The sequence below is a fragment of the Pseudoselenomonas ruminantium genome, assembly GCF_900104055.1.
In the GTDB taxonomy this organism is placed as follows: Bacteria; Bacillota; Negativicutes; order Selenomonadales; family Selenomonadaceae; genus Selenomonas_A; species Selenomonas_A ruminantium_C.
Window position 1 is genome coordinate 1 of the sequence record NZ_FNJQ01000013.1, and the last position, 22,536, is coordinate 22,536.

The window sequence follows — 22,536 nt, forward strand, 5'->3', positions numbered from 1 at the left end:
CTGGTCTTTTTCGTCGATTCCTGTACGGTTTCCATGGCGCTCTTAGCATGATTAGCTATCTGATCAGCAGATGTGTTGATATGTTGGCCAATTTCATCAAAATGACGGTTAGCTTCTTCAATTCCCTTGTCTGCCATCTGTTGCAGATTTTCGCTGGTCTTTTGCATCGATTCCTGCATGGTTTCCATGGTGCTCTTGGTAAAACCAGCAATTTCGGTACTTGACGTATCTACCAGAGAAATAATGTTCGGTACGGCATTTTGCGCCTCTCCACCAATTTTTTTCAGTTCCGTGAGGGCCTGTTCTAACTTTTCATTAAAAGCGTTGGCAGTAACAATAAGGTCTGCCATCTTATTGGCACTTTCGGTCATGCTGGCGGCAGAATCTTCCATGTGCTGCATGGACTCCCGAACACTTTCTATGCCAGCAAAAATTTCACGCTGGGTAGCGGTAACTTCTTCTACCGTTTCTTTATACTGAATCTGCCAGTCAAGCAATCTTCCCACAGCCTCATTGAGCTGTTTGAAATTCTCACCAAACTGTTCAGTAAGTTTAGTATTGAAGTCCTTCATGGTTTCATTAAGTGCTTCGATAAAGGCCTTGGTGTTATTTTCAGCCATAGTCTTGGCAAATTCACGGAACTCTCGAATCAGTTCCTCATTAGCCTGACGGGCTTCATCTCGAAGTTTACCGATTTCATCCCTGCTCTCCAAACGCATTTGCTTCATCTGTCCGATAACCGTATAATCACCATCACCAACGACAGACCGCTGTACATCAGCAATCGCCTTGGAAATGGTGTCGCCTAAAACTTTATTATTTTCCTGCATAGCAGCCAACATTGCTTGACCATCTTCACGGCGCTTTTCTCCTTCTTCCCGTACGCATTTGGAAAGTTCCTGCATAGAAGCCAGTATTGACGCATTTTCCTGCCGCTGCTGCTGACCGTCTTCCTGCAGATAACGAATAAGATCCGCTATACTGGCATCATCATCAACAATATCTTCATTGGCTAGTTCAGCAGTTTTCTGCGCCTCATCCTGATAATTACTAAGCAGCAAATACATTACCATACCCGCAATAGATGTAATGAAAGCTGTGGACATACCTCCCAATAAATTCATTACACTATCGTGCATAGCATCTTGATCAGCATTAAAGGTTAAAAGTCCTACTGCAATACCGAAAAAGGTCCCTAGTACACCAAAGGTTTGTGCTTGTTTGGGTTGAGGATAATCGCCAAAAGGATTTTTATCAACTTCATGACAAAATGTCTTTTTCCCTTTACAAAAATACCACCACAACATAAAACCTACAGTAAGAACTGTTAACCCGTATTGCCTAAGTAAATCCATATAAAAATATCTCTCCTTAAAAAGTAAATATATTGTGTGTATAAATTATATATTTAGCTTCTAAGATAACCTTATAAAGCTAGGCGAAGATATAATGAGGGGTGCCTGATAGATCTTACCGTCAAAATCCTTGCAAAAGGAAAATTCGTTCCACATCAAATCGTCCGCGATAAGCAGGAAACGTTTTCATAAAAGCCCGCATAAGCTATTCACTGCGGGCTACCATATCCAGTCCCCCTCTCTCATTGCCAGTACTCAGCAAGAATCTGATCAAAGTTTAACACTTCTATATACCATCATCCATTACGAAATACACATATAGACAAGATTATAACATATAATAGGGCGAAATTGATTACTTAGATTAAAAATAAATTAAAAATCCGAACTGGAATTTATTCTCATTGTCTTCAGTAAAAAGACAAAGCGAGCGGCCTGACTGTCAACATCTGACTTATCAGACCGCCCGCTTGGCAATATTCGTCTCTCTTATATTTGAGGGAAAGTATCTTAAAATCGTCTATAAACCATCGACCAACTGAAACCGATTGGTCAACAGTCAAATTTTCTTATACCAGACCATGGGCCAGCATGACATTGGCTACCTTGATAAAGGCAGTGATGTTAGCACCGGCTACGAGGTCATCAGGATCTGCATATTTTTCGGCATTGGCCTTGGAGTTCTTGTAGATATTGGCCATGATATCCTGCAGTTTGCCATCAACTTCTTCGAACGTCCACTGCAGGCGTTCGGAGTTCTGGGCCATTTCGAGGGCCGATACGGATACACCGCCCGCGTTGGCTGCCTTGCCCGGGGCAAAGAGCACCTTGTTCTGCTGGAAGTATGCGATAGCTTCAAGCGTAGACGGCATGTTGGCGCCTTCGCCCACGGCGATTACGCCGTTAGCCACGAGGGCTTTTGCGCTTTCGAGATCAATCTCACCCTGGGTTGCGCAGGGCAGGGCCACATCGCATTTGACCGTCCAGACGCCCTTGCAGCCTTCATGGTATTCAGCCTGAGGATGAGTCTCCACATATTCCTTGATGCGGCCACGGCGCACCTGTTTGATTTCCTTGACAGCGGCCAGGTCAATGCCGTTGGGATCATAGACATAGCCGTTGGAATCGGAGCAGGTCACAACCTTCGCGCCGAAGGCCTGGGCCTTTTCGATGGCGTAAGTAGCCACGTTGCCGGAACCGGATACGACCACGGTCTTGTCCTTGAGGCTGATATCCTTGGCATCCAGCATATTCTTGACAAAGTAGAGCAGGCCGTAACCGGTAGCTTCCGTACGGGCCAGGCTGCCCCAATAATCCACGCGCTTGCCCGTCAGGACGCCGGCATCATAGCTGTCGCGGATGCGTTTATACTGGCCATAGAGATAGCCAACTTCACGGCCGCCTACGCCGATATCACCGGCCGGTACGTCCACATCCGGGCCGATATGGCGATAGAGCTCGGTCATGAAGCTCTGGCAGAAATGCATGACTTCGTTGTCGGATTTCCCATGGGGATCGAAATCGGAACCGCCCTTGGCACCGCCGATGGGCAGACCGGACAGGGCATTCTTGAACACCTGCTCGAAGGCCAGGAATTTCAGGATATCGAGGTTGACGCTGGGATGGAAGCGCAGACCGCCTTTGTAGGGGCCGATGGCGCTGCTCATCTGGACGCGGAAACCGCGGTTCACATGAACTTCACCCTTGTCATCCTGCCAGGGAACACGGAATGTGATTACGCGTTCCGGCTCGATGATGCGCTCCAGGATCTTCTGTTCTTTAAATTCAGGATGGGCTTCCAGTACGGGAATAACGCTCTCCAGAACCTTGGACACCGTATTCTTGAACTGCGGCTGATCCGGATCGCGTTTTGCAATCAGGTCTAACGTATCTTGTACATACTGTTTCATGTCTGCCAAAGTAATCGCTCCTTTGTCTATAAAACTTATACAATTCTGTCTACCATAGCCCATTATACTACAATCTTGCCTGAATGTACATAATTTTATCAAAAAAGAGAAAATGCCCTTAAAAGCCAAGCTAACTGTTAAGCATTCTGCACATACTTCCGCGGCAAAACCTGCAAGAACCTGCTGATATGCCGCCAATGCCCGTAGAGTGATTGCGACCACGACAGGAACAATTGTTTCTTCGCCCGCGTCAGCCCCACATAAAACAGCCGTGCTTCTTCCTCGAGCCGCTTGCTTTTCTCCGCCTGCATGCTTGGGAATGTCCCCTCCTGTAAGCCTGCCAGGAACACGTAGTCAAACTCCGAACCCTTGGCCTGATGGATGGTGATAATGGGAATCTGCGGCTTTTTCGTCAGGGTATCGAGTTCCGTATTGGACAGCGTCGTATAGCGCAGGAAGCGCTCAATGGCATCCAAGGGGCGGATGGCTTCATCATCCAGGTCACGGGCCTGCCGAAACAAATCCCGCAGATGCTCCACCCGCTGTGGTTCCTTATGGGCCTCATAATAATCCTTCATGCCAAAATCCAGCACGATCTTCCCCAAGAGCTGCCAAGGCCGCAGACGGCTTGCCTGATGGCGGACCTCAGTCAGTTTTTCCGTCCATTCGGTAAACAGATCCTGATATTTGCCCATGATTTCCCGACGTTCTGCTGCATGCGGCCGCAAATCCCGTTCCACGGCATAGAGCAGGATTTCCGCCGTGGCCATGATATCGTCAAAGGCATCATGGGAAGACGGGTGGCTGACCTGGCAGTATTTGCCCAAAAACTCCAATTTGTGGTTGGGCAGATTCGGATAGAAGCGCCGGAAGATATCCAGCGTATCATAGAACTGCGGATAATCCAGCTGCGGCATATCAAGCCGCGACAGTTCGCTGCCCAGGATCCGCAGATCATAGGTGACATTATGCCCTACGAGCACGGCCCCGCGGGCAAAGTCGCAGAACTCCTGTAAGACCTTTTTGGGATCTTCCCCTTCGGCCGCCAATTGCGCATCGGAAAACCCATGAACCTTGAACGAATCTCCCACTTTGGTCAGAGGCTTCAACAGGCGCACGAATTTTTCCTTCACCGAGCCATCCTTTGCCAGTCGGATGCCCGCAATCTGCACGATTTCATCCCGCGTCGTGTCCACCCCTGTGGACTCCACATCGAAGACAATCACATTTTCTGCCTCGATGGCCTGCAAAAGCCCTGCATAGGGATCGCCGGTCTGCCGGGCCTCAGCCTCCACAAAATCCGTGAGCCGGATGCCCGCACTGCGGATTTCATCACTGGACAGCTTCTTGATGGTCGCCGGGCCAATGCCCTTGGCAAAACGGTTCAGCACCCGCACGAGACTGGCCACATCGTGCTTGTTGACCGCCAGTTTCAATACCGCCAGCGCATCCTTGACCTCCTGCCGCCGGAAAAACTTCTGCTCGTCAATCAGCATGAAAGGCAAACGCTCGTTATCGGGCAGGAACCGCCCCAAAGCGCGGAAATGTGCCGACAGTTCCTTGTTATAGCGATTGCTGCGCGTCAGGATGCACACCCGGGAATAATTTTCCACGGGCAATTGCTGGATGGTATAGTAAATCCACTGCGCTTCCTCGCTGAAATCGGCCGCGCCCTTGAGCACGATTGGCTGACCATAATCGCGGCTCACCGCCTGCAAGCCATCCGGATACAGCAGGTTCACCCGCTCCGGGAAATAGTTCCGCAGCCAGTCAAAGGAAGCATTCAACAGCACCTGCGTGGCCCGATAATTTTCGTGCAACACAATGCGGCGGGGCTGATAGTCCTGCTGGAACCTGCGCAGTACAACCTCCGGATGAGAGCCTCGCCACTCATAGATGGTCTGAAAATAATCCCCGCATAGAAGCAAGCGGCTTGTGCCGAAAATCTGGGAAATGATGCGGTACTCCAGCAAGCTCGTGTCCTGCACCTCATCGATATTGATATAGACAAAGCGCCGCGCCCATTTTGCCGCCACCTCATCCTGCCGGAACAGTTCATCCACCTGCACCAAAAGATCCGTAAAATCCAGCCCATGCAGCTCATGGAGTCGCTCATCATAAAGGGCAGTCTTCTCCGCCCCCCAAATTTGCCATCCCTCATATAGCCGCTGATGGAAGTGATAGGAATCATCAATGGCCAGGTTCTTCACGCTTTGCGCATCCTCTTTAACCAGCTTGCGCAAAGTTTCCTCATAATCCTGCTGCAGATTGCCGCTGGCAATGGCGTACTCGGCCTTTTTCTCCTTGAGCTGGTTCACGAGATTCTGCACCGCTCGCAGGGGCCATTCCTCATCCACGATTTCCTTCAATAGCCCTTGGCAGTCTGACTCGTCAAATATCGTAAAATCCGTAAAGAGATCCGCATGCCGCTTGGCCTCGGCCTTGATGACCTCATAGCAGAAGCCATGGAAGGTCTTGACCATCACCCGCCGGCCATTCTCCCCGGCCCGGGCCTCCACCCGCTCCCGCATTTCCCGGCAGGCCTTGTTGGTAAAGGTCAGACAGAGGATTTCCTCGGGCATGGCCCTGTTTTCTTCAATGATATGTGCAATGCGACAGGCCAGGGTATTGGTCTTGCCCGTCCCAGCCGGTGCCAGCAGGAGAATATTCTTCTCCAGTTCCTCTACGGCTGCTTTTTGTTCCTTGTTCAATTCCTGTAATTCCATAGTTCCTGTGTCACCTTGGTTCATTGGTTCATTCATTCCTGCTGTTGCTGCCGTCTTCTATCGGCACCCTGACGGTTATAATAAGCCGCTTTGTCCCTGTACATCTCATGGTCAGCCAAGGCAATCAGCTCACTCAGACTCAGCTTTTGCGTCTCACCATTATGCGCAATTCCCAAAGACACCGAAAGAACTTTATTCTTGTCGCCCTGCCAATGGCCAAAAGCGACTTTCAGCGCTTGTACAATCGATGGAAGGCTTTCCGGCACGGCTTCTATGATGGCCACAAATTCATCCCCGCCAGTCCTGTATACAGAACCATAGGGCGACAAAACCTGCTTCATGCAGCCGGCAGCCCCGATCAGGAGCTCATCCCCAGCCTCATGCCCCAGATTGTCATTAGCAGCTTTTAGCCCATTCAGATCCATGGAAAGCACCACCAGATCATCCCGCGGATAACCTTTGCTATGGGCACTCAGGAAAATATTGAAACTGTTCCGGTTGAGCAGGCCCGTAAGATTATCATGATGGGCGATATACTGTATTTTTTTCTTATTGTGACGAATGAAAAAAATGTAGGCCAACAAGACGCTTAAAATCGCAATGATGATTCCCGCCACCAGCCAAACGGCCAGCAAATGCTCCACCAGATAATCCTTGAAGGTCATCGGTGCCATCCTGCCCGTATACGCATAAGTGGAAGTGAGACTGAAATCAGCCGGCAGCCTCGATATGCCGCGATTCAATATCGATAACAGCTCGCTATTCCCATGTCTTACAGCAAAGCCACGGCTGATGTAATGCTTCAAAGGAATCGTCTGTAATTCCCGATAACCTGCATGCAGCAGATAAGCATCCTTGCGGAATTGATTGAGGATACAACCATCGGCCTCTCCGCGTTTGACGGCAGTAAGCATTTCCTCGACATTATCGTAATAAACGATTTCCGCCTCAGGATAATAAGCCTTTACATAGGTATCGCCAATCGAATTCTCTCGTTTCACCCCGATACGCCGCAGATTCAGCGCAGAAAAATCGCCCATGTATATCAGATGCATGGGCGTAGTGATAACCTCACTGCTCAGGAACAGACCATCCCGTTCCGCCTGTTGTACATCGTTATTGATGGGAAAAGCCACATCGATAGAACCATCCGCCAGCGCATGAATCAGCTCCTCATAGCTGTCATAGGGAACCCCTTGAAAACGCACTTTATCCTGGATGTTCAGTTTCAGCGCAATTTCCTGCAGGATATCTTTCAGAATACCATTTATCTGCCCTTCATCGTCACAATCCGACAAGGGCAGATAGTCATCTATATACCCCACCGTAATCACCGGATGCGCACTGAGCCAGGCTAGTTCGTCCGCAGGCAGATTGGCCACTACGGCCAACTTGGAAAAATACGCACTGGCCAGCATATCGGTAAATCTGGGATTCGTTGCACTTATTTTCCGAAGCGCTGCATTGAGGTCCTGCAAGAGATCCGGACGGTCCTTATTGATGGCCAGATAATAATCCGACTGCCCAATCTGTGCCAGGGGAATCAGGTTCTCATCATCCTGAACCGCATTGTCCGTATCCACTGTGGCATCCGCCCGCTGTGCCTTAAAATCCTTATAGCGTTTCGCATTGCCGCTATAGGTAAGGATGTTCAGCTGATAGCGTCCCTCCTCATTCCAGCGCTGGAGCAGGTCATACATGATCGTATCTGCATTGACACTGACCGTGTGGCCTGCCAGTCCCTCAAGGCCGCTGCCTGCCAGAGGATGATCTGCATGGACATAGATATAATAGTTCTCCGAACCCATAGCATAATCGGGAAAGAGCATCTTGCCAACGCGTTCCGGCGTCTTTGAAACGCCGGCCATGACATCCACTTCCCCTTTGCACAACTTATCCAGGATAGTCGCCCAGTCCCCATATACATAGGTATAGCTCCAATTCGTATAATAGGACACACGCTGCAGATAGTCATAAGCCATGCCCGATTTGGCCGCATCATCACTCATACCCTGCATGAAGCAGGGCGCTTCCACATAACCAACCCGAACCGGCTTCGTGTCTGGAACTGTATTTCCTGAGGCCCATACCTCCTTAAAAACTGTTTCAACTTCCCCCATCCTGCCGGTTATGCCTAAGAGCAGGACAAGACATAAAAAAACACGCAAACAAAGTTTAACCAAACCTACACCCTTTTCCTTATGGCTCAATGTGCTGCCAGCGAAGCCTCAAACACTTCCACGCAGGATTTCTTCTGTTTTGCAGCCAGTATCTCCTCATAGCTGGCCGGCGTCATGCCCATGCGCAGGAATTTCTCATGAAGTCCGATGGTCTGATCGATTGCAGCCCGCGTGATGCCGATTGCTTCTGCTTCTGCTCTGAATTCTTCAGCTGTCATAATAAATCATCCCTTCTGCACATTTTTTACTAACTGTTTATAATATTTCCACCTTTTACGAAAAAATCCTGCTAATTTATATATTTTTCCACTCTTATATGTTCCCCATCCGTATAAAACACCACAGCCCCATCTTCATCCGTCCGATATGTCTTGATCCCTTGCTTTGCAAAACGTTTGACCACATCAGGCTTGGGGTGGCCGAAGCTGTTGTCCGCCCCCACACAAAATACACCATATATTGGCCTCACGGCCTGCAGGAATTCAGGTGAACTTGAGGTGTCGCTGCCGTGATGGCCGGCCTTCAGCACGGTGCTGACAGGATTTATGCCTTCTGACAGTAACTGCACTTCTCTTTCCTTGGTCAGGTCTCCCGTAAAGAGGACACTGGCCTTGCCATAACTCAAGCGGTAGACATTGGAGGCTTCGTTGCCGGTCTTATTATCGCCTTCCTTAAGCGGCGGCGCAAACAAGACCTCAATGGTCACGCCGTCCACCACCAGCTGCTCGCCCTGCCGGCCAACATGGAATTTATGCAGCAGCGGATCATTATCTCCGAGCTTCATGCTGCGGGCATAATCGAGCACGCCTTCATCTGCCGTTATCACCTGCGTCACCGGGATTTTCTTCAGGATGGAGCCACAGCCGGCCGCGTGATCTTCATGGGCATGGCTCAGGAAGATGCCATCAAGCCGCAACACGCCATAATGAAGCAGATATGGCACGTCCACCTTTGCGCCGATATCAAAATTGCCATCCCGTGTGCCGCCCGTATCGAACATGAAAGCATGGCCATGGGGCGTAATGATCAGCGCCGCATCTCCCTGTCCCACGTCAATGAAATGCACCTGCAATTCCTTTGGCTTTGCCAGATGCATACTGATGACAAAGGCCAGCAATACCAATGCGCCTATCCCGAGCAGTTTCCGCCTCTGTTTCAACCAGGCAGCAGCTTTCTCCCTTTGCTCCTCCGTCAGCAAAAACAGTCCCAAACCAACATAATACAAAGCACTCCAGCCAAAACTCAGGGAAGGAATCCAAACCTGGCTAGCGGGCAGGGCGGCAATCTTGGCCGTCATTTCCGTGACAATGCCCAAAAGCAGGCTGTCGCAGACAAATACTACACTGCCCACAAATGGCAGGATAAAGGCAACAACGCCCGCAAACAGCCCCAGCACGATCATCAGTTCCACCAAAGGCACCACAATCAGATTGGCCAGCAGGGAAGACAGGGACAGCTGATTGAAATACCAGGCCAGTATCGGCAATGTCGCTAATTGCGCGGCCATGGTTATGGAGATGCCTGCGGCCAGATACTTACTGCAGCCGTGCTCCCGCATATAGTTCTGCCAAACAGGAGCCAGATACAAAAGCCCTGCCGTGGCCAGAAAGGAGAGCTGAAAACTGATATGAAAGAGCAATAACGGCGAGATAATCAACATCACCAGCCCGGTCAACAGCAAGATTCGCCGGGCATCCCGTTCCCTGTCCAAAGCCAGTGCCACAAAAGCCAGCGCGCCCATAATGGCCGAGCGGATTACCGGTGGCACTGCCCCGGCCAGCAGGCTGTAGACGATAATCAGGGCCACCACCAGCACCGCTGTAGTTGCCTTGGGCAGACGCAACAACGTGCCGAGCACGGCCATCACCGCTGCCAGCAGGCTGATATGGGAACCTGACACGGATAATATGTGCACGATACCAACGGCCGTAAAATCCTCAACCAGCTCTCTTTTGATGCCATCATAGCCGCCGAACAGCATTGCAAAGATAGCCGCCGCATCGGCTTTGGGCATGACCTGCTCCATGCGCTCCCGATAATGTCGGCGGATTTCCACCAGCTTGCGCTGGAATACTGCCGTATCCACTGCGGTGACTTTTATCCCCTGTTTTCCCGCTGAAAGTGACGCTGTGATGCCCTGGCTTTTCAGCAGCATCTTTGTATCAATCTGGCCGGGATTCTGGTAGCCGTGCGGGGAACGCACCTTGCCCGTTGCACTTACCTTATCTCCAATCTGCACCGTCGGGGCCTTATGGCTATGGGCATAAATATACAGGCCGCCACTGCCCTTCTGCCAATCCTCCCCTTGCTTTTTTACTCTCGTCACATCAATGAGATAACGCTGTTTCTGTCCGCCCTGACCATCTTCGCTCAGACGCGGCTCTTCGCGCAATATCCCCTCCACCTTGACCGTTTCCCGGGCCAAATGGGAAATATCCGCTGCTAGCAGGGTATCCACCGCTAAAAAACGCAGCATGCCCAGCAGGAAAAACAATAGCGCCAATGCCAGTCCTGTCCATTTCTGTGCACGATAACAACCATAAGCTGACAATAGCCCCAATACGATAATGCCTGCCAGTATCATGCCCCATGTCAGATGGACAAGACTCGCCGCAGAAATCCCTGCACCAAGAGAAAACAGCAATATTCCCAGAAAAGCTTCCTGCCCTTGACCAATATGCATGGCCTTCACGCTTTCTCAAATACAGATCTTATCCTTCAGCTTGGCAAATTTCGCGTCCCCAATGCCGCGGATTTTCTTGATATCCTCGATGGACTGGAACGCCCCTTCTGTTTCCCGGTACTCAATGATCCGCTTGGCCATGGCCGGGCCGATTCCCGGCAAGGTGTCGAGTGCCTTCTCGTCTGCCGTATTGATATTGACCTTTTCTCCATTGTCCGCTGACTTTGACTTGTCTGACCGGTCATTTTGACTGCCATTTGCGGCGGGATTTTTCTCCGGCACTTTCAGCTGCTGGCCATCCTTCAAGGCCTGTGCCATATTGACTTTTTCGCTGTCCGCAGTTGGCAGCAGACCGCCGCAAACATTGACTGCATCGGCCGCCCGCGCTCCCTCCGGCACCTTCACCAAGCCCGGCTTGTTTACCGCCCCTGTCACATAAACCGTAATCTCCTTTGCCGGCAGATCACCGTCACTTGTTCCTGCTGACTCCAGCACCGCAGACTGCTCTTCCTGATAAAGCCCATAATAGGTGCCGCTCGCTGCTGCAATCACGATAATCAGCAGGATAAACATTGCCTTTTTGTACATTGGCATTGTACCTCACCGCCTTTTATCCATTGTAACTATACACCTGCTACTTCGCGGGCAAGAAAAAAACTCCTGCCGCAACAGGAGTTTTTCTGCCTATTATTTTAATCAAACCGCATAGAAGTTCACGAGCTTGGCATCCAAAATGCCGTCAATGCCCTTGACGTCCTTGAGTACTGCGGCAGGGATATCATGGTCAATGGTCAGTACCATCAGGCTCTTGCCTTCGACTTCCGTCTTGCCCACCTGCATGCCGGAAATATTGATGCCATGAACCCCCAGGAAGGTACCGATCGTACCAATAACGCCCGGTTTGTTGATATGCGGGCAGACGAGGATGCGGGCCTGCGGATCTACGTCCACGCGGAACTTGTTGATGCGCACGATGCGGGCTTCGCTGCCAAAGAGCGTGCCCTGTACCGTCAGCGTCTTGCCACCGCCAATATCGGCCTTGACCGTAATCAGGTTGGCAAAATCTTCGGCTTCCTTCTTCTTGACTTCCGTGACTTTGACGCCGCGTTCTTTAGCCAGGCCAGGCGCATTGACGTAGTTCACGTCGTTTTCCATGATGGGATTCAGCAGGCCTTTGATCACAGCCGTGGTCAGCATGCCGGTATTGACTTCAGTGATCTCGCCATTGTAGGTGACTTCCACCTTTTTGACCGGAGCTTCTGCCAAAGCAGCCACCGTGCCGCCCAAGCGCTCTGCCAAGGGCAGATAGGGGGCAATGACCTTCATGACCTGCGGGGAAACCGGCGCCATATTGACTGCCGTAGCCACCGGCTCACCCTTGAGGGCAGCCAGGATACCTTCGGATACATCGAGGGATACACCAACCTGTGCTTCAACCGTGGAAGCACCCAGATGCGGCGTCAGTACGATGCCCGGCACACCAACCAGCGGATGGTCAGAGCCCACCGGTTCACTCGTGAATACGTCGATAGCCGCGCCAGCCACGATGCCCTGCTTGACTGCTTCGGCCAGATCCTCTTCGACGATGATGCCGCCGCGGGCACAGTTCACGAGACGCACGCCCTTCTTCATCTTCTTCATCTGTTCCATGCCGATCATACCCTTGGTATCCGGCGTCAGCGGCATATGCACCGTGATGAAGTCGGACTGGGTGATGACATCGTCAAGCGTGCCAACGGTCACACCCAAATCTTTGGCCCGGTCTTCATTGATATAGGGATCATAAGCAATGACATTCATATCAAAGGCCATCGCGCGTTTAGCCACGCCGGAACCGATACGCCCCATACCGATAACGCCGAGCGTCTTGTTCCGCAGTTCCACGCCCACATACTTCTTGCGATTCCACTCGCCTTTCTGCATGGTTTCATTGGCAATGGGGATATTACGGGACATCGCCAGCATCATGGCCATGGTGTGCTCCGTCGCAGCAATAGTGTTGCCGCCCGGGGAGTTGATGACGATAATGCCTTTAGCCGTAGCTGCCGGGATATCAATATTATCCACGCCGACACCCGCACGGCCGATAATCTTCAGATTCTCTGCCCGATTGATGACCTCAGCGGTCACCTTGGAAGCTGAACGCACCATCAGGGCATCATACTGAGGAATGATCTCCAGCAGTTCTTCGGCGGAAAGCTTGTCCCGCACATCCACTTCAAATTCCTTCTGCAAGAGCTCAATGCCCTTCGGCGAAATACCATCAGCAGCCAAAACCTTCATATCAATCGCTCCTTAAAATCAAAATCAATCACTATTCCATTATAAGTTATCCACTTTGTAGTATCAAGTGTGTTTTTCAGAAAAACACAATTTATTTTTTTTACCATCTTTTGTAACTTTTTCGTGTAAAATATAAACAGTATAACAACAAATCCCGACTCATCATACCTATTATCTGGCTTCCTTCCGTAAATTGTCCATATTTTACGATAATCTACGTCTATTATTCCAATTAGTTATGGTATGGGAAAAAAATCACGTTATTCATTGACAAAGCCATAATTAGCACCTATACTATGCTTGTGATGTTAAATTTTGTGATGCTGCAAAAACTTAGTATCTACGCTGACTCATAAAGTTTTCATACTATGTTTTTCCAGCTCGTCACGGATAAAGACGCATAACTAATATTTATGCGTAAATAATTCAGAGGAGAGTGTTAGTTATGGCAAAGAAACCCGTAAAAATCATGGAGACCGTCCTGCGTGATGGTCACCAGTCTTTGTGTGCCACTCGCATGCGCATTGAGGATATGCTTCCTCAGCTGAAAGCCCTGGATGCAGTGGGATACAAAGCCCTGGAAGCATGGGGCGGTGCTACGTTTGATACCTGCCTGCGTTTCCTGGGTGAAGATCCCTGGGAACGTTTGGACACGTTGAAGGCTAATCTCAAGACGCCAATCCAGATGCTCCTGCGCGGTCAGAATCTTCTTGGCTATAACCACTACTCCAATGATGTTGTGGAAAAATTCGTCAGACATGCTTCCGCACATGGCGTTGGCGTGTTCCGTATCTTCGATGCACTGAACGATGTCCGCAACCTGAAGGTCGCTATCGAAGCAGCACTCGCCTGCCCGGAAAAGCCGGAAGTACAGGGCTGCCTCGTTTACACCATCAGCCCGGTCCACACTAATGAAAAGTTCGTTGAACTGGCCAAGGAACTGCAGGAAATGGGCTGCCATTCCGTCTGCATCAAGGATATGTCCGGCCTGCTGAAACCTTACGTTGCTGAAGACCTGGTCAAGAAACTCAAAGCCGCTCTGGACATCCCTGTTGAACTGCACACGCACTGCACTTCCGGTTTTGGCCATGCTACTTACCTCAAAGCTGTCGAAGCTGGTGTCGATATCATCGATACGGCTCTGGCTCCGTTCTCCTCTGACACCTCCCAGCCTTGCACCGAAACCATGGTCCGCGCTTTGGAAGGCACGGAATATGATACGGGCATTGACGTACAGAAGCTCACGCCGATTTCCAAACACTTCCTCGAAGTCAAGAAACGCGTCATCAACGAATTCAACCTCAAAGGTTATTTCGATATCAACCCGAATGTTCTGGACTTCCAGATTCCGGGCGGCATGCTCTCCAACCTGGCTAACCAGCTCAAGGAAGCCGGCATGGAAGATAAATATCAGGAACTGCTCGACGAAATGCCACGCGTCCGCAAAGACCTTGGCTATCCGCCGCTCGTTACGCCGTCTTCCCAGATCGTGGGCACCATGGCAACCTTCAATGTCATGAGCGGCGAACGCTACAAGATGGTACCGACGGAATTCAAAGACCTGGCTCGCGGCAAGTTCGGCCGCACGCCTGTTCCTGTGGAGAAAGATTTCCTCACCAAGACGCTGGGCATTGCACCGGAAGATATCATCGAAGACTGCTCCGTGGAAGATGCTAAGGCTACGACCTTCGCTGAATTCGAAGCCGAACTCAAGGAAAAAGGCTTCCTGAACCCGTCTGAAGAAGATGTCCTCTCCTATGCCCTGTTCCCGCAGGTTGCCGAGGAATTCTTCCAGAAACATTATCAGAAGGTAACGGCTTACAAGCGTTCCTAACATATAGTCAATACTGCCATGTCACAAAAAGGGCTGACCAGAACACCGACTGGTCAGCCCTTTTATTGGACAAAAAATGCCATCCGACCGGTCATTTTGACAGTCAGATGGCATTAATTATTTCAGACGCCCTGCGTACCAGGGCATGTTTCTTTCATGTTCCACGGTAGTTTCCTCGGAATGGGCACTCAAAAGTATCGTTTCCTCGGGCAGTGTCAGGATGCGCTCTGTGATCTTGCTCAGCAGGGTTTCCTCATCGCCGCCGGGCAGGTCCGTGCGGCCGTAGCTTTCGCGGAAGACGCAATCGCCGACGAAGGCAATACCGTCCTGCTCACTGTAATAGATGCAGCCGTCGCTGGTATGACCGGGGACATGGCGGAGCTGCAGCTGGAAATCAGGCTTGTCCTTCAAGGTGATTACGGCATCATCCGACAGGTAATTCACATCATGCAGGGTAATGCCTGCCCCAAGCTGATTAGAGAGATTCCAGGCAGGATTTTCGGCATAGATCTTGCCGTTTTCCTGCATATAGACCTCTGCGCCCCAGGCTGCCTGCAATTCATTTACAGCAGCGATATGGTCGAAATGGCCATGCGTCAGCAGGATCTTTTCGATGACAAAGCCGCGTTCCTCCGCAATTTTCTTGAGCTTAGCGGCTTCGGCACCCGGATCGATGATGAAGCCATGCTTGCTTTCCTCATCCACGTAGAAGTAGACATTTGTGGGCAGATATTCCGTGACCGTAACCTGCAAAATCATGTTTCTCACCTCATATTCGTCAGTCCTGGTATTCGGCTTTCATGGCGGCGATCTTATCCATGATGCTCTGGGAGAAAGCAGCCAGTGCTTCCTTGTCCTTATGGTCGCCTTCAAATCTCATGGGCTCACCGTAGATGACCTTGAGCTTCGGAAAGTGTCCGCCGTTGGCAAAGATCTTATCGGTGCCAATGATGGCGGCCGGCACGATTGGCGCCTTGCTCATGGCGGCGATCAGGCCGACACCGGCTTCGGCTTTGCCCAATTTGCCCGTGCGGCTGCGAGTGCCTTCGGGAAACAGGCCTAAACATCTGCCCTCTTTCAAGACCTGCATGGCAGCTTTGATGGCGCCACGGTCAGCGGCTCCGCGCTTCACCGGGAAGGCATGGCAGGCGGTGATGGCCCGACCGAAGATGGGGTTCTTGAAGAGTTCAATCTTGGCCATATAGCTGACCGGCCGGTGCAGGAACGTAGCCACCAAAGGCGGGTCCCAGTTGCTCATATGGTTGGCGGCCAGGATTACTGCGCCGTCCTTAGGCATATTCTCCCGGCCATAGATTTCGGCGCGAAAGAATAATTTGAAAAACAGACCAAATATCAATTGCAATAGACTATATAACATGGAACGCACCTCATTTGCACATGGCGAGGATGCGCTCAACCACTTCGTCAATGGAAAGGCCCGTGGTATCGAGCAGGGTTGCGTCCTCGGCCTGCACCAGTGGGCTGATTTCCCGTTCGCTGTCAGCCTTGTCGCGGGCAGCGATATCGGCCTTCATCTGTTCCATGTCGATGGTGTAACCTTTTTCCGTCAGCTCCTTGTGGCGGCGGCGGGCACGTTCTTCAATGGAAGCAGTCAGGAAAATCTTAACGTCCGCATTGGGCAGGACGTTGGTAGCGATATCGCGGCCGTCCATAAGCACGCTGCCCCGCTCACCCATCTTACGCTGGAGGTCAACCATCTTTTCACGGACAGGACCGAGGGCGGCCACCTGGGATACGATGGCGCTGACTTCCGGGGTGCGGATTTCGCCGGTTACATCGGTGCCGTCCACGGTTACCGTGGTCTTGCCGTCCTTGTACTGAAGGTTCACATCAATATCCTTGACCACCTCGAGAATCAGTTCGTCGGTGACTTCCTTCTTCTGCTGCAGGGTTTTCCAAGCTACGGCGCGGTACATAGCGCCCGTGTCGATATAGGTATAGCCCAGCTTCCTGGCGGCCAGTTGTGCCACCGTGCTCTTGCCTGCTCCGGCAGGGCCGTCGATTGCTACTACTAAGTTCTTCATTACTGTATTTCCTCCAAAGTCTGATAAAATTCAGGGTACGAGATATTGACGCACTGGGGATTTTCAATCTCCACGCCAGCGCCCACGGTGCCCAGGATGGCCAAAGACATGGCAATGCGATGGTCGTCATAAGAAAAGGCCGTGGCCGGCTGCAGTTTGGCACCGCCATGGATAACCAGCCCGTCCTCACGTTCTTCCACCGCGCCGGGAGCCAGCTTGTTGAACTCTTTGGCAATGGCCATCAGGCGGTCGGTTTCCTTGACGCGCAGTTCCCCGGCGCCGGTAATCACGGTATCGCCCTTAGCGCAAAGAGCCGCTACGGCAATCACGGGGATTTCGTCAATCAGGCGGGGCATGATTTCAGCGCCAAAGTTCACGCCCTTAAGTTCGCTGTATTCCACCAGCATATCCGCTGCGGCTTCCCCACCGCTTGTGCGTTCGTTCTGCAGGGTAATCTTAGCACCCATATCCTTGAGCACATCGAGGATACCCGTGCGGGTGGGGTTGATGCCCACATTCTTGAGCAGCAGTTTGCTGCCGGGCACGATGCTGCCTGCTACGAGCCAGTAAGCGGCAGAGCTGATATCGCCGGGCACTTCGATTTCCTGGGGTGCCGTGAACTTTTCCACGGGCTGGATGGTTACGGCCGTGCCCTCGCGCTTGAGCTCTACGCCGAAGGCGGAGAGCATCTGTTCCGTATGGTCGCGGGATACGAAGGGTTCGTTAACCGTAGTTTCCCCATCGGCAAACATGCCGGCCAGCAGGATGGCAGATTTCACCTGGGCGCTGGCCACGGGGCTGTCGTAGTGCGTGCCATGAAGCTGCTCTTTAGCAGGTACTACGGTGATGGGCAGTTTCGCGTTGTTTTCCCGGCCGTAAATCTGCGCGCCCATTTTAGACAAGGGCTTGATAACCCGGCCCATGGGGCGCTTGTGCAGGGAAGCATCTCCCGTGAAAGTGGACAGGAATGGCTGGGCGGCCAGAATACCCATCAGGAGGCGCAGGGTGGTACCGGAGTTGCCCGCATCCAGAATGGTTGCCGGTTCCTTAAGGCCATGCAGGCCGTTACCCGTGACGATGAGCTCCGTGTCGCTGATAAATTCGACTTTGGCACCGAGCGCTTCCATGCAGGCTGCGGTGGACATGCAGTCCTGAGCGTGCAAAAAGTTCTTGATGCGCACCGGCGTATCGCCCAGCGCAGAGAACATGACACTGCGGTGGGAAATTGACTTGTCACCGGGTATTACGATTTCGCCTTGCAGGCCCTGACGGGCTTTTTCAATCTGGATTTTTTCCATTCAGACAACCCCTTTATTTATATAGATTTAATCGTTCCACACACTCCAGTTGCCGGCGGCGGCGCCCATCGAGAACGCTGCCTGCAGATTGTAGCCGCCGGTATAGGCGTCCACATCCACCACTTCGCCGGCAAAGTACAAGCCTTTGACGAGTTTTGACTCCATGGTCTTGGGATTGATTTCCTTGACGGAAATACCTCCCGCCGTCACGATGGCTTCGGCTATGGGCCTTGCTTTGGTGATGGTCAAAGGCAAATGCTGTAAAACCTGCCCCAAGCGGTGGCGTTCTTCCACCGTGATCTGATGGACGGGCTTATCCATTTCCAGGAAGGCCGCATCCAACACCGGCTCAATGAGCTTATGAGGCAGCAAGTCCACCATGGCATTGCCCAGTTGCTTGCGCTGATACTTGGCAAAATCCCTTTGCAAACGGGCGTCGAGCACATCTTCGGCCAGAGCTGGCTTTAAGTTGAGCTCCAGTTCCACAAAGGCATCATTGGCCAGGGCTTCGGTAGCCGCACGGCTCAGGGACAGGATAATGGGGCCCGTGACACCGAAATGCGTGAACATCATTTCCCCGAACATATCCGTCTTTTTCTCGCCATCCACCAACAGTGTGGCCTTGACATTGCGCAGGGACAGGCCCTGTACGGATTTTACCCAGTCCTCCTCGGTTTCCAAAGGCACCAGGGACGGGCGGATATCCACCAGCGTATGCCCGAGCTTCTGGGCCATCTTATAGCCATCACCTGTCGAGCCGGTGCCAGGATAGGAGGCACCGCCGGTACAGAGGATTACCGCATCGGCTTTTACGCTGGCACCGCTTTGCAGCTTCACGGCCTTGACTTCCCCATCCTGGGCGAGGATTTCGCTGACAGGGCTGTCGATTTCGATCTTGACACCCAGCTCATGGAGTTTATGCACCATGGCATCCACCACATCCTGGGCCTTGTCACTGACCGGGAACACCCGCTGGCCCCGCTCCACTTTGGTGGGCACGCCGGCGGACTCAAAGAAGTAAATGACATCCTCGTTGTCATAGGCTCGCATGGAGCTATTGAGGAATTTTCCGTTGCCGTGGATGTTCTTGATGATTTCCGGCACGGTGGCGGCGTTGGTGATATTGCAGCGCCCCTTGCCCGTAATCAGCATCTTCTTGCCGGGACGCTTCATCTTTTCCAATATGGTCACATCGGCCCCGTTCTCCGCCGCCTTGATGGCCGCCATCATGCCTGCGGGACCGGCACCGATTACAATGATTTTTTTCATGATTGTTCTATTCCTGCTATACGATAGAGTTCTGCAACTTCTTCAGAGGTCAAAGGACGATAATGGCCACGCTTGACACCTGCCAAGGTCAGCTCTGCAAATTTCACCCGCTTCAAGGCCCGCACATCAGAGCCAATGGCGGCAAACATCCGGCGCACCTGCCGGTTGCGGCCCTCGTGGATGGTGATTTCCACCTTGGCTTCGTCTTCAGCCGTATCCAGCAAGTTTACCACCGCCGGCGCCGTCAGGCCGTCTTCGAGCTTAATGCCCTGACGCAGTTTATCCAAGGCCTTTTCCGTGGGAATGGGCGTCACGCGGGCAATATAGGTCTTATTGACCTTGTATCGGGGATGCAACAGGCCGTTCATCAGATTGCCGTCATTGGAAATCAGCAGCAGCCCTTCGGTGTTGTTGTCGAGCCTTCCTAAGGGATAAACCCGTTCTTTGACCTCCGGCAGCAGGTCCAGCACCGTGCGCCGCCCGCGCTCATCCTTAGCGGTGGACAGATACCCTTTGGGCTTATTGAGCAGGAAGTAGACCTTTTCTTCCGCCAAGTCCAGGGGCTTGCCATCCACGCAGATGCGCTGGCTGCTCTCATACTTGCCGCCCAGTTCCGTGACAACCTGACCATCAACAGTAACCCTTCCAGCCAGTATCAGGCCTTCTGCCGCCCGCCGGGAAGCAATTCCAGCCTTCGCAATAATTTTTTGCAAGCGTTCTGCCATCAGAACAGTCCTTTCCAGAAATCACGCAGCCAGTTCCATACATTGTCCCAGAAGGAGTAGTATTCCACGTCATTGGCGGCCAGCAGATTGATGGCGCCCTGACGCTTGCCATCATAGTAGCATACCACCTTGCCGACAACATCGCCTTTTTTGATGGGCGCAGCCACTTCATCAGGGACTTCGATTTTCTTCTCGACCTTGCCGTTTTCGCCCACTTTTTCCGCGGCCACTAAGGACTCTGAAGCCACAAGTTCGAGTTCATCCTGGCGGCCATCGGCTACGTCCACCTTGGTCACCACTTCGCCCTTTTTCACCAAGTTCTTGGGGCGGGCGTTCTGGAAGCCATAGTCCAGCAGGGCGATGGAGTCATTCCACATATAATAGCTGTCCAGCACCACGGCCACCAGCTGCATGCCATCGCGGCGAGCAGCGGAAACCAGGCAGCGGCCTGCGGCCTCCGTATAGCCGGTTTTTACACCATTGCCACCACGATAGAGCCAGAGCATCTGATTTTCATTGCGCAGCTGCTTGGACGGATCTTTCACCCATTCATAGGTGGCTTCCTGCCTGCTGACGATTTCCTCAAAATGCGGGATGCTGTAGCCATAGGCTGCAATCTTTGCCAAATCAAAGGCCGTCGTATAGTGATTGTCGTCCGGCAGGCCGTTGGGATTCACAAAATGCGTATTGTAGGCCCCGATTTCGCCGGCCTTTTCATTCAGCATCTGCACAAAGGCCGGCACAGAGCCTGCGATATGCTCGGCTACGGCCACCGTGGCATCGTTGCCGGAATGCATCATCATGCCGGCGAGCAGTTCTCCCAAGGGAATCTTATCCCCCTGCACCAGCCAGAGGGTGGAGCCCTCCACTCCTTCGGCATTCTTGCTGACCGTCACGATATCGTTTAGATTGCCATGCTCGAGCGCCACGATCAAGGTCATCATCTTCGTGGTACTGGCCGGATAACGGCGGGCATCGATATCCCGCTCGTAGAGTACCGTACCTGTCACCGCATCCATCACGATGGCCGAACGGGCCGTAAGCTTCTGCAGTGGATCAGCAGTGCTTACCACGAGCCCCGGAATCTCCGGCCGCTCCGGCTGTACATAGACCTTATCCTGCACTTCGGCAGAAGCCGGTGTCCCCTGCGGCAAATTCAACAATGAAAAACTGGCGGCACCAATCATCAACGCGGCCAGACTCTTATAGGCGATCGCTCGTCTCAAAACATACACTCCATTTACTTACATAATAACGTTACTATTTTATCACTGTTATCCCGTATAGGGCAAGGCTGAAGGGAAAAAAGGCCGGTAAAAAATAAAGCTGCCCGCCCCTTCAGGAGCAGGCAGTATTATTTTTACGGATTATTTTGCAGGAAATACCGCAACGCGCCGGTAAAACCTGCGGCCGTTCCCAGTTCGGCAAAGACAATGCGCGTATTCTTCAGCAGGGCCGGAGGCAGGATTGCGGCCAGATGCTGCTTCAGTCGCGGCGCAAAGAAATCCCGCTGGGCCATCACGGCTCCGCCCATAATCAATACCTCCGGATTTACGATACAACAGATACTGGCAAGGCCATTGGCAATCCGCTTGGTCATTTCTTCCAAAGCTGCCTGCGCTTTAGCCTCGCCGGCAGCGGCACGCTGGAAGACTTCTTCACCTGTGACTGCCCCCACTTCCCGCAGCAGAGCCGGCATACTGGCCAGCTGCTCCAGCGAGCCTCCCGCCAGGGGCAGGAAGCCGATTTCGCCGGCCGCCGCAGCTGCGCCATGGACCAAGTGCCCATCCAGCACCAGTGCGCCGCCAATGCCCGTCCCCACAAATACGCAGAAGGTACTTTTGGCCCCTTTGCCAGCGCCGAGCCAGCTTTCCCCGAGCCCGGCAGCATTCACATCATTTTCCACGGTACAGGGCAAATTGGTCAGGGCTTCAATCTCTTCCCGCAGTTTCATGCCGCTGTAGCCGGGAAAATTTGGCCCTGCGAAAATGACTTCGCCCTTTTCCGCATCGATAAGCCCCGGCGAACAAACGGCCACACCGGCCGCCTGACCGCATTCTTCTTGCAGTTCACGGACGATAGCTGCTATTTTCCGGGGGATATCCCCGCTGCCATCGGTTTCAACCTTTGTCAGGACCTTTCCCTGTGTCAAGATTTGACCGGCTTCTGTCATCATTGCGTATTTGATGGCTGTGCCACCAATATCTATGCAAGCATACTGCATATCT

General features: G+C 52.3%; 17 protein-coding genes. 1 reads left to right on the top strand and 16 read right to left on the bottom strand.

Translation table 11 applies throughout. The features are described 5' to 3' along the window. The 8 genes from BLQ59_RS06885 to serA all read right to left on the bottom strand — a co-directional run. Positions 1-1,355, bottom strand: a 1,355-nt coding sequence (locus BLQ59_RS06885) for a hypothetical protein (protein ID WP_143005307.1), incomplete at its 3' end; no start/stop codon positions are given. 569 nt (positions 1,356-1,924) lie between these two features. Continuing rightward, positions 1,925-3,274, bottom strand: coding sequence for an NADP-specific glutamate dehydrogenase (gene gdhA, locus BLQ59_RS06890; RefSeq protein ID WP_014425069.1), 1,350 nt, complete (start codon positions 3,272-3,274; stop codon positions 1,925-1,927). Between the two features lie 128 nt (positions 3,275-3,402). Then, a complete protein-coding gene (locus tag BLQ59_RS06895; RefSeq protein WP_074572147.1) occupies positions 3,403-5,991 on the bottom strand; it encodes a 3'-5' exonuclease in 2,589 nt (862 codons plus the stop codon). 32 nt (positions 5,992-6,023) lie between these two features. Continuing rightward, the gene (locus BLQ59_RS06900) at positions 6,024-8,159 is read right to left on the bottom strand and encodes a transporter substrate-binding domain-containing diguanylate cyclase (RefSeq protein ID WP_218122875.1); all 2,136 of its coding nucleotides are present in this window, start codon (positions 8,157-8,159) and stop codon (positions 6,024-6,026) included. Positions 8,160-8,197: 38 nt separating this feature from the next. After that, a complete protein-coding gene (locus BLQ59_RS06905) occupies positions 8,198-8,389 on the bottom strand; it encodes a hypothetical protein (protein WP_014425072.1) in 192 nt (63 codons plus the stop codon). A 71-nt stretch (positions 8,390-8,460) separates the two neighbouring features. Continuing rightward, positions 8,461-10,854, bottom strand: coding sequence for a DNA internalization-related competence protein ComEC/Rec2 (locus BLQ59_RS06910; RefSeq protein WP_074572149.1), 2,394 nt, complete (start codon positions 10,852-10,854; stop codon positions 8,461-8,463). Positions 10,855-10,869: 15 nt separating this feature from the next. Next, positions 10,870-11,448 carry a helix-hairpin-helix domain-containing protein gene (locus BLQ59_RS06915; protein WP_074572150.1) on the bottom strand — a complete coding sequence of 193 codons (579 nt, stop codon included), beginning with the start codon at positions 11,446-11,448 and terminating at the stop codon, positions 10,870-10,872. Positions 11,449-11,550: 102 nt separating this feature from the next. Continuing rightward, a complete protein-coding gene (gene serA / locus BLQ59_RS06920; RefSeq protein ID WP_074572151.1) occupies positions 11,551-13,137 on the bottom strand; it encodes a phosphoglycerate dehydrogenase in 1,587 nt (528 codons plus the stop codon). A gap of 445 nt (positions 13,138-13,582) precedes the next feature. On the opposite strand from serA, the gene BLQ59_RS06925 reads away from it, so the two are divergent. Further along, positions 13,583-14,971 carry a pyruvate carboxylase subunit B gene (locus tag BLQ59_RS06925; protein WP_074572152.1) on the top strand — a complete coding sequence of 463 codons (1,389 nt, stop codon included), beginning with the start codon at positions 13,583-13,585 and terminating at the stop codon, positions 14,969-14,971. Between the two features lie 117 nt (positions 14,972-15,088). Here BLQ59_RS06925 and BLQ59_RS06930 read toward each other — a convergent pair whose 3' ends face one another. The 8 genes from BLQ59_RS06930 to BLQ59_RS06965 all read right to left on the bottom strand — a co-directional run bounded on the left by BLQ59_RS06930 (position 15,089) and on the right by BLQ59_RS06965 (position 22,532). After that, positions 15,089-15,730, bottom strand: a complete 642-nt coding sequence (locus BLQ59_RS06930) for an MBL fold metallo-hydrolase (RefSeq protein WP_074572153.1) — start codon at positions 15,728-15,730, stop codon at positions 15,089-15,091. A 19-nt stretch (positions 15,731-15,749) separates the two neighbouring features. Then, a complete protein-coding gene (locus BLQ59_RS06935) occupies positions 15,750-16,349 on the bottom strand; it encodes a lysophospholipid acyltransferase family protein (RefSeq protein WP_074572154.1) in 600 nt (199 codons plus the stop codon). 10 nt (positions 16,350-16,359) lie between these two features. Continuing rightward, positions 16,360-17,016 (bottom strand): (d)CMP kinase, encoded by a 657-nt coding sequence (cmk, locus tag BLQ59_RS06940; protein WP_074572155.1) that lies wholly within the window; start codon positions 17,014-17,016, stop codon positions 16,360-16,362. Continuing rightward, complete coding sequence (gene aroA, locus BLQ59_RS06945) at positions 17,016-18,314, bottom strand: 3-phosphoshikimate 1-carboxyvinyltransferase (RefSeq protein ID WP_074572156.1); 1,299 nt, start codon at positions 18,312-18,314, stop codon at positions 17,016-17,018. Before aroA ends, cmk begins: the two co-directional genes overlap by 1 nt. A gap of 27 nt (positions 18,315-18,341) precedes the next feature. After that, positions 18,342-19,583, bottom strand: a complete 1,242-nt coding sequence (locus tag BLQ59_RS06950; RefSeq protein WP_074572157.1) for a BaiN/RdsA family NAD(P)/FAD-dependent oxidoreductase — start codon at positions 19,581-19,583, stop codon at positions 18,342-18,344. Then, positions 19,580-20,308: a pseudouridine synthase gene (locus tag BLQ59_RS06955; protein ID WP_074572158.1), complete on the bottom strand. Its 729-nt coding sequence runs from the start codon at positions 20,306-20,308 to the stop codon at positions 19,580-19,582. Before BLQ59_RS06955 ends, BLQ59_RS06950 begins: the two co-directional genes overlap by 4 nt. Beyond that, positions 20,308-21,534, bottom strand: a complete 1,227-nt coding sequence (locus BLQ59_RS06960) for a D-alanyl-D-alanine carboxypeptidase family protein (RefSeq protein ID WP_256324630.1) — start codon at positions 21,532-21,534, stop codon at positions 20,308-20,310. Before BLQ59_RS06960 ends, BLQ59_RS06955 begins: the two co-directional genes overlap by 1 nt. Before the next feature lie 134 nt (positions 21,535-21,668). After that, complete coding sequence (locus tag BLQ59_RS06965) at positions 21,669-22,532, bottom strand: ROK family protein (protein ID WP_074572159.1); 864 nt, start codon at positions 22,530-22,532, stop codon at positions 21,669-21,671. Positions 22,533-22,536 lie beyond the last annotated feature (4 nt).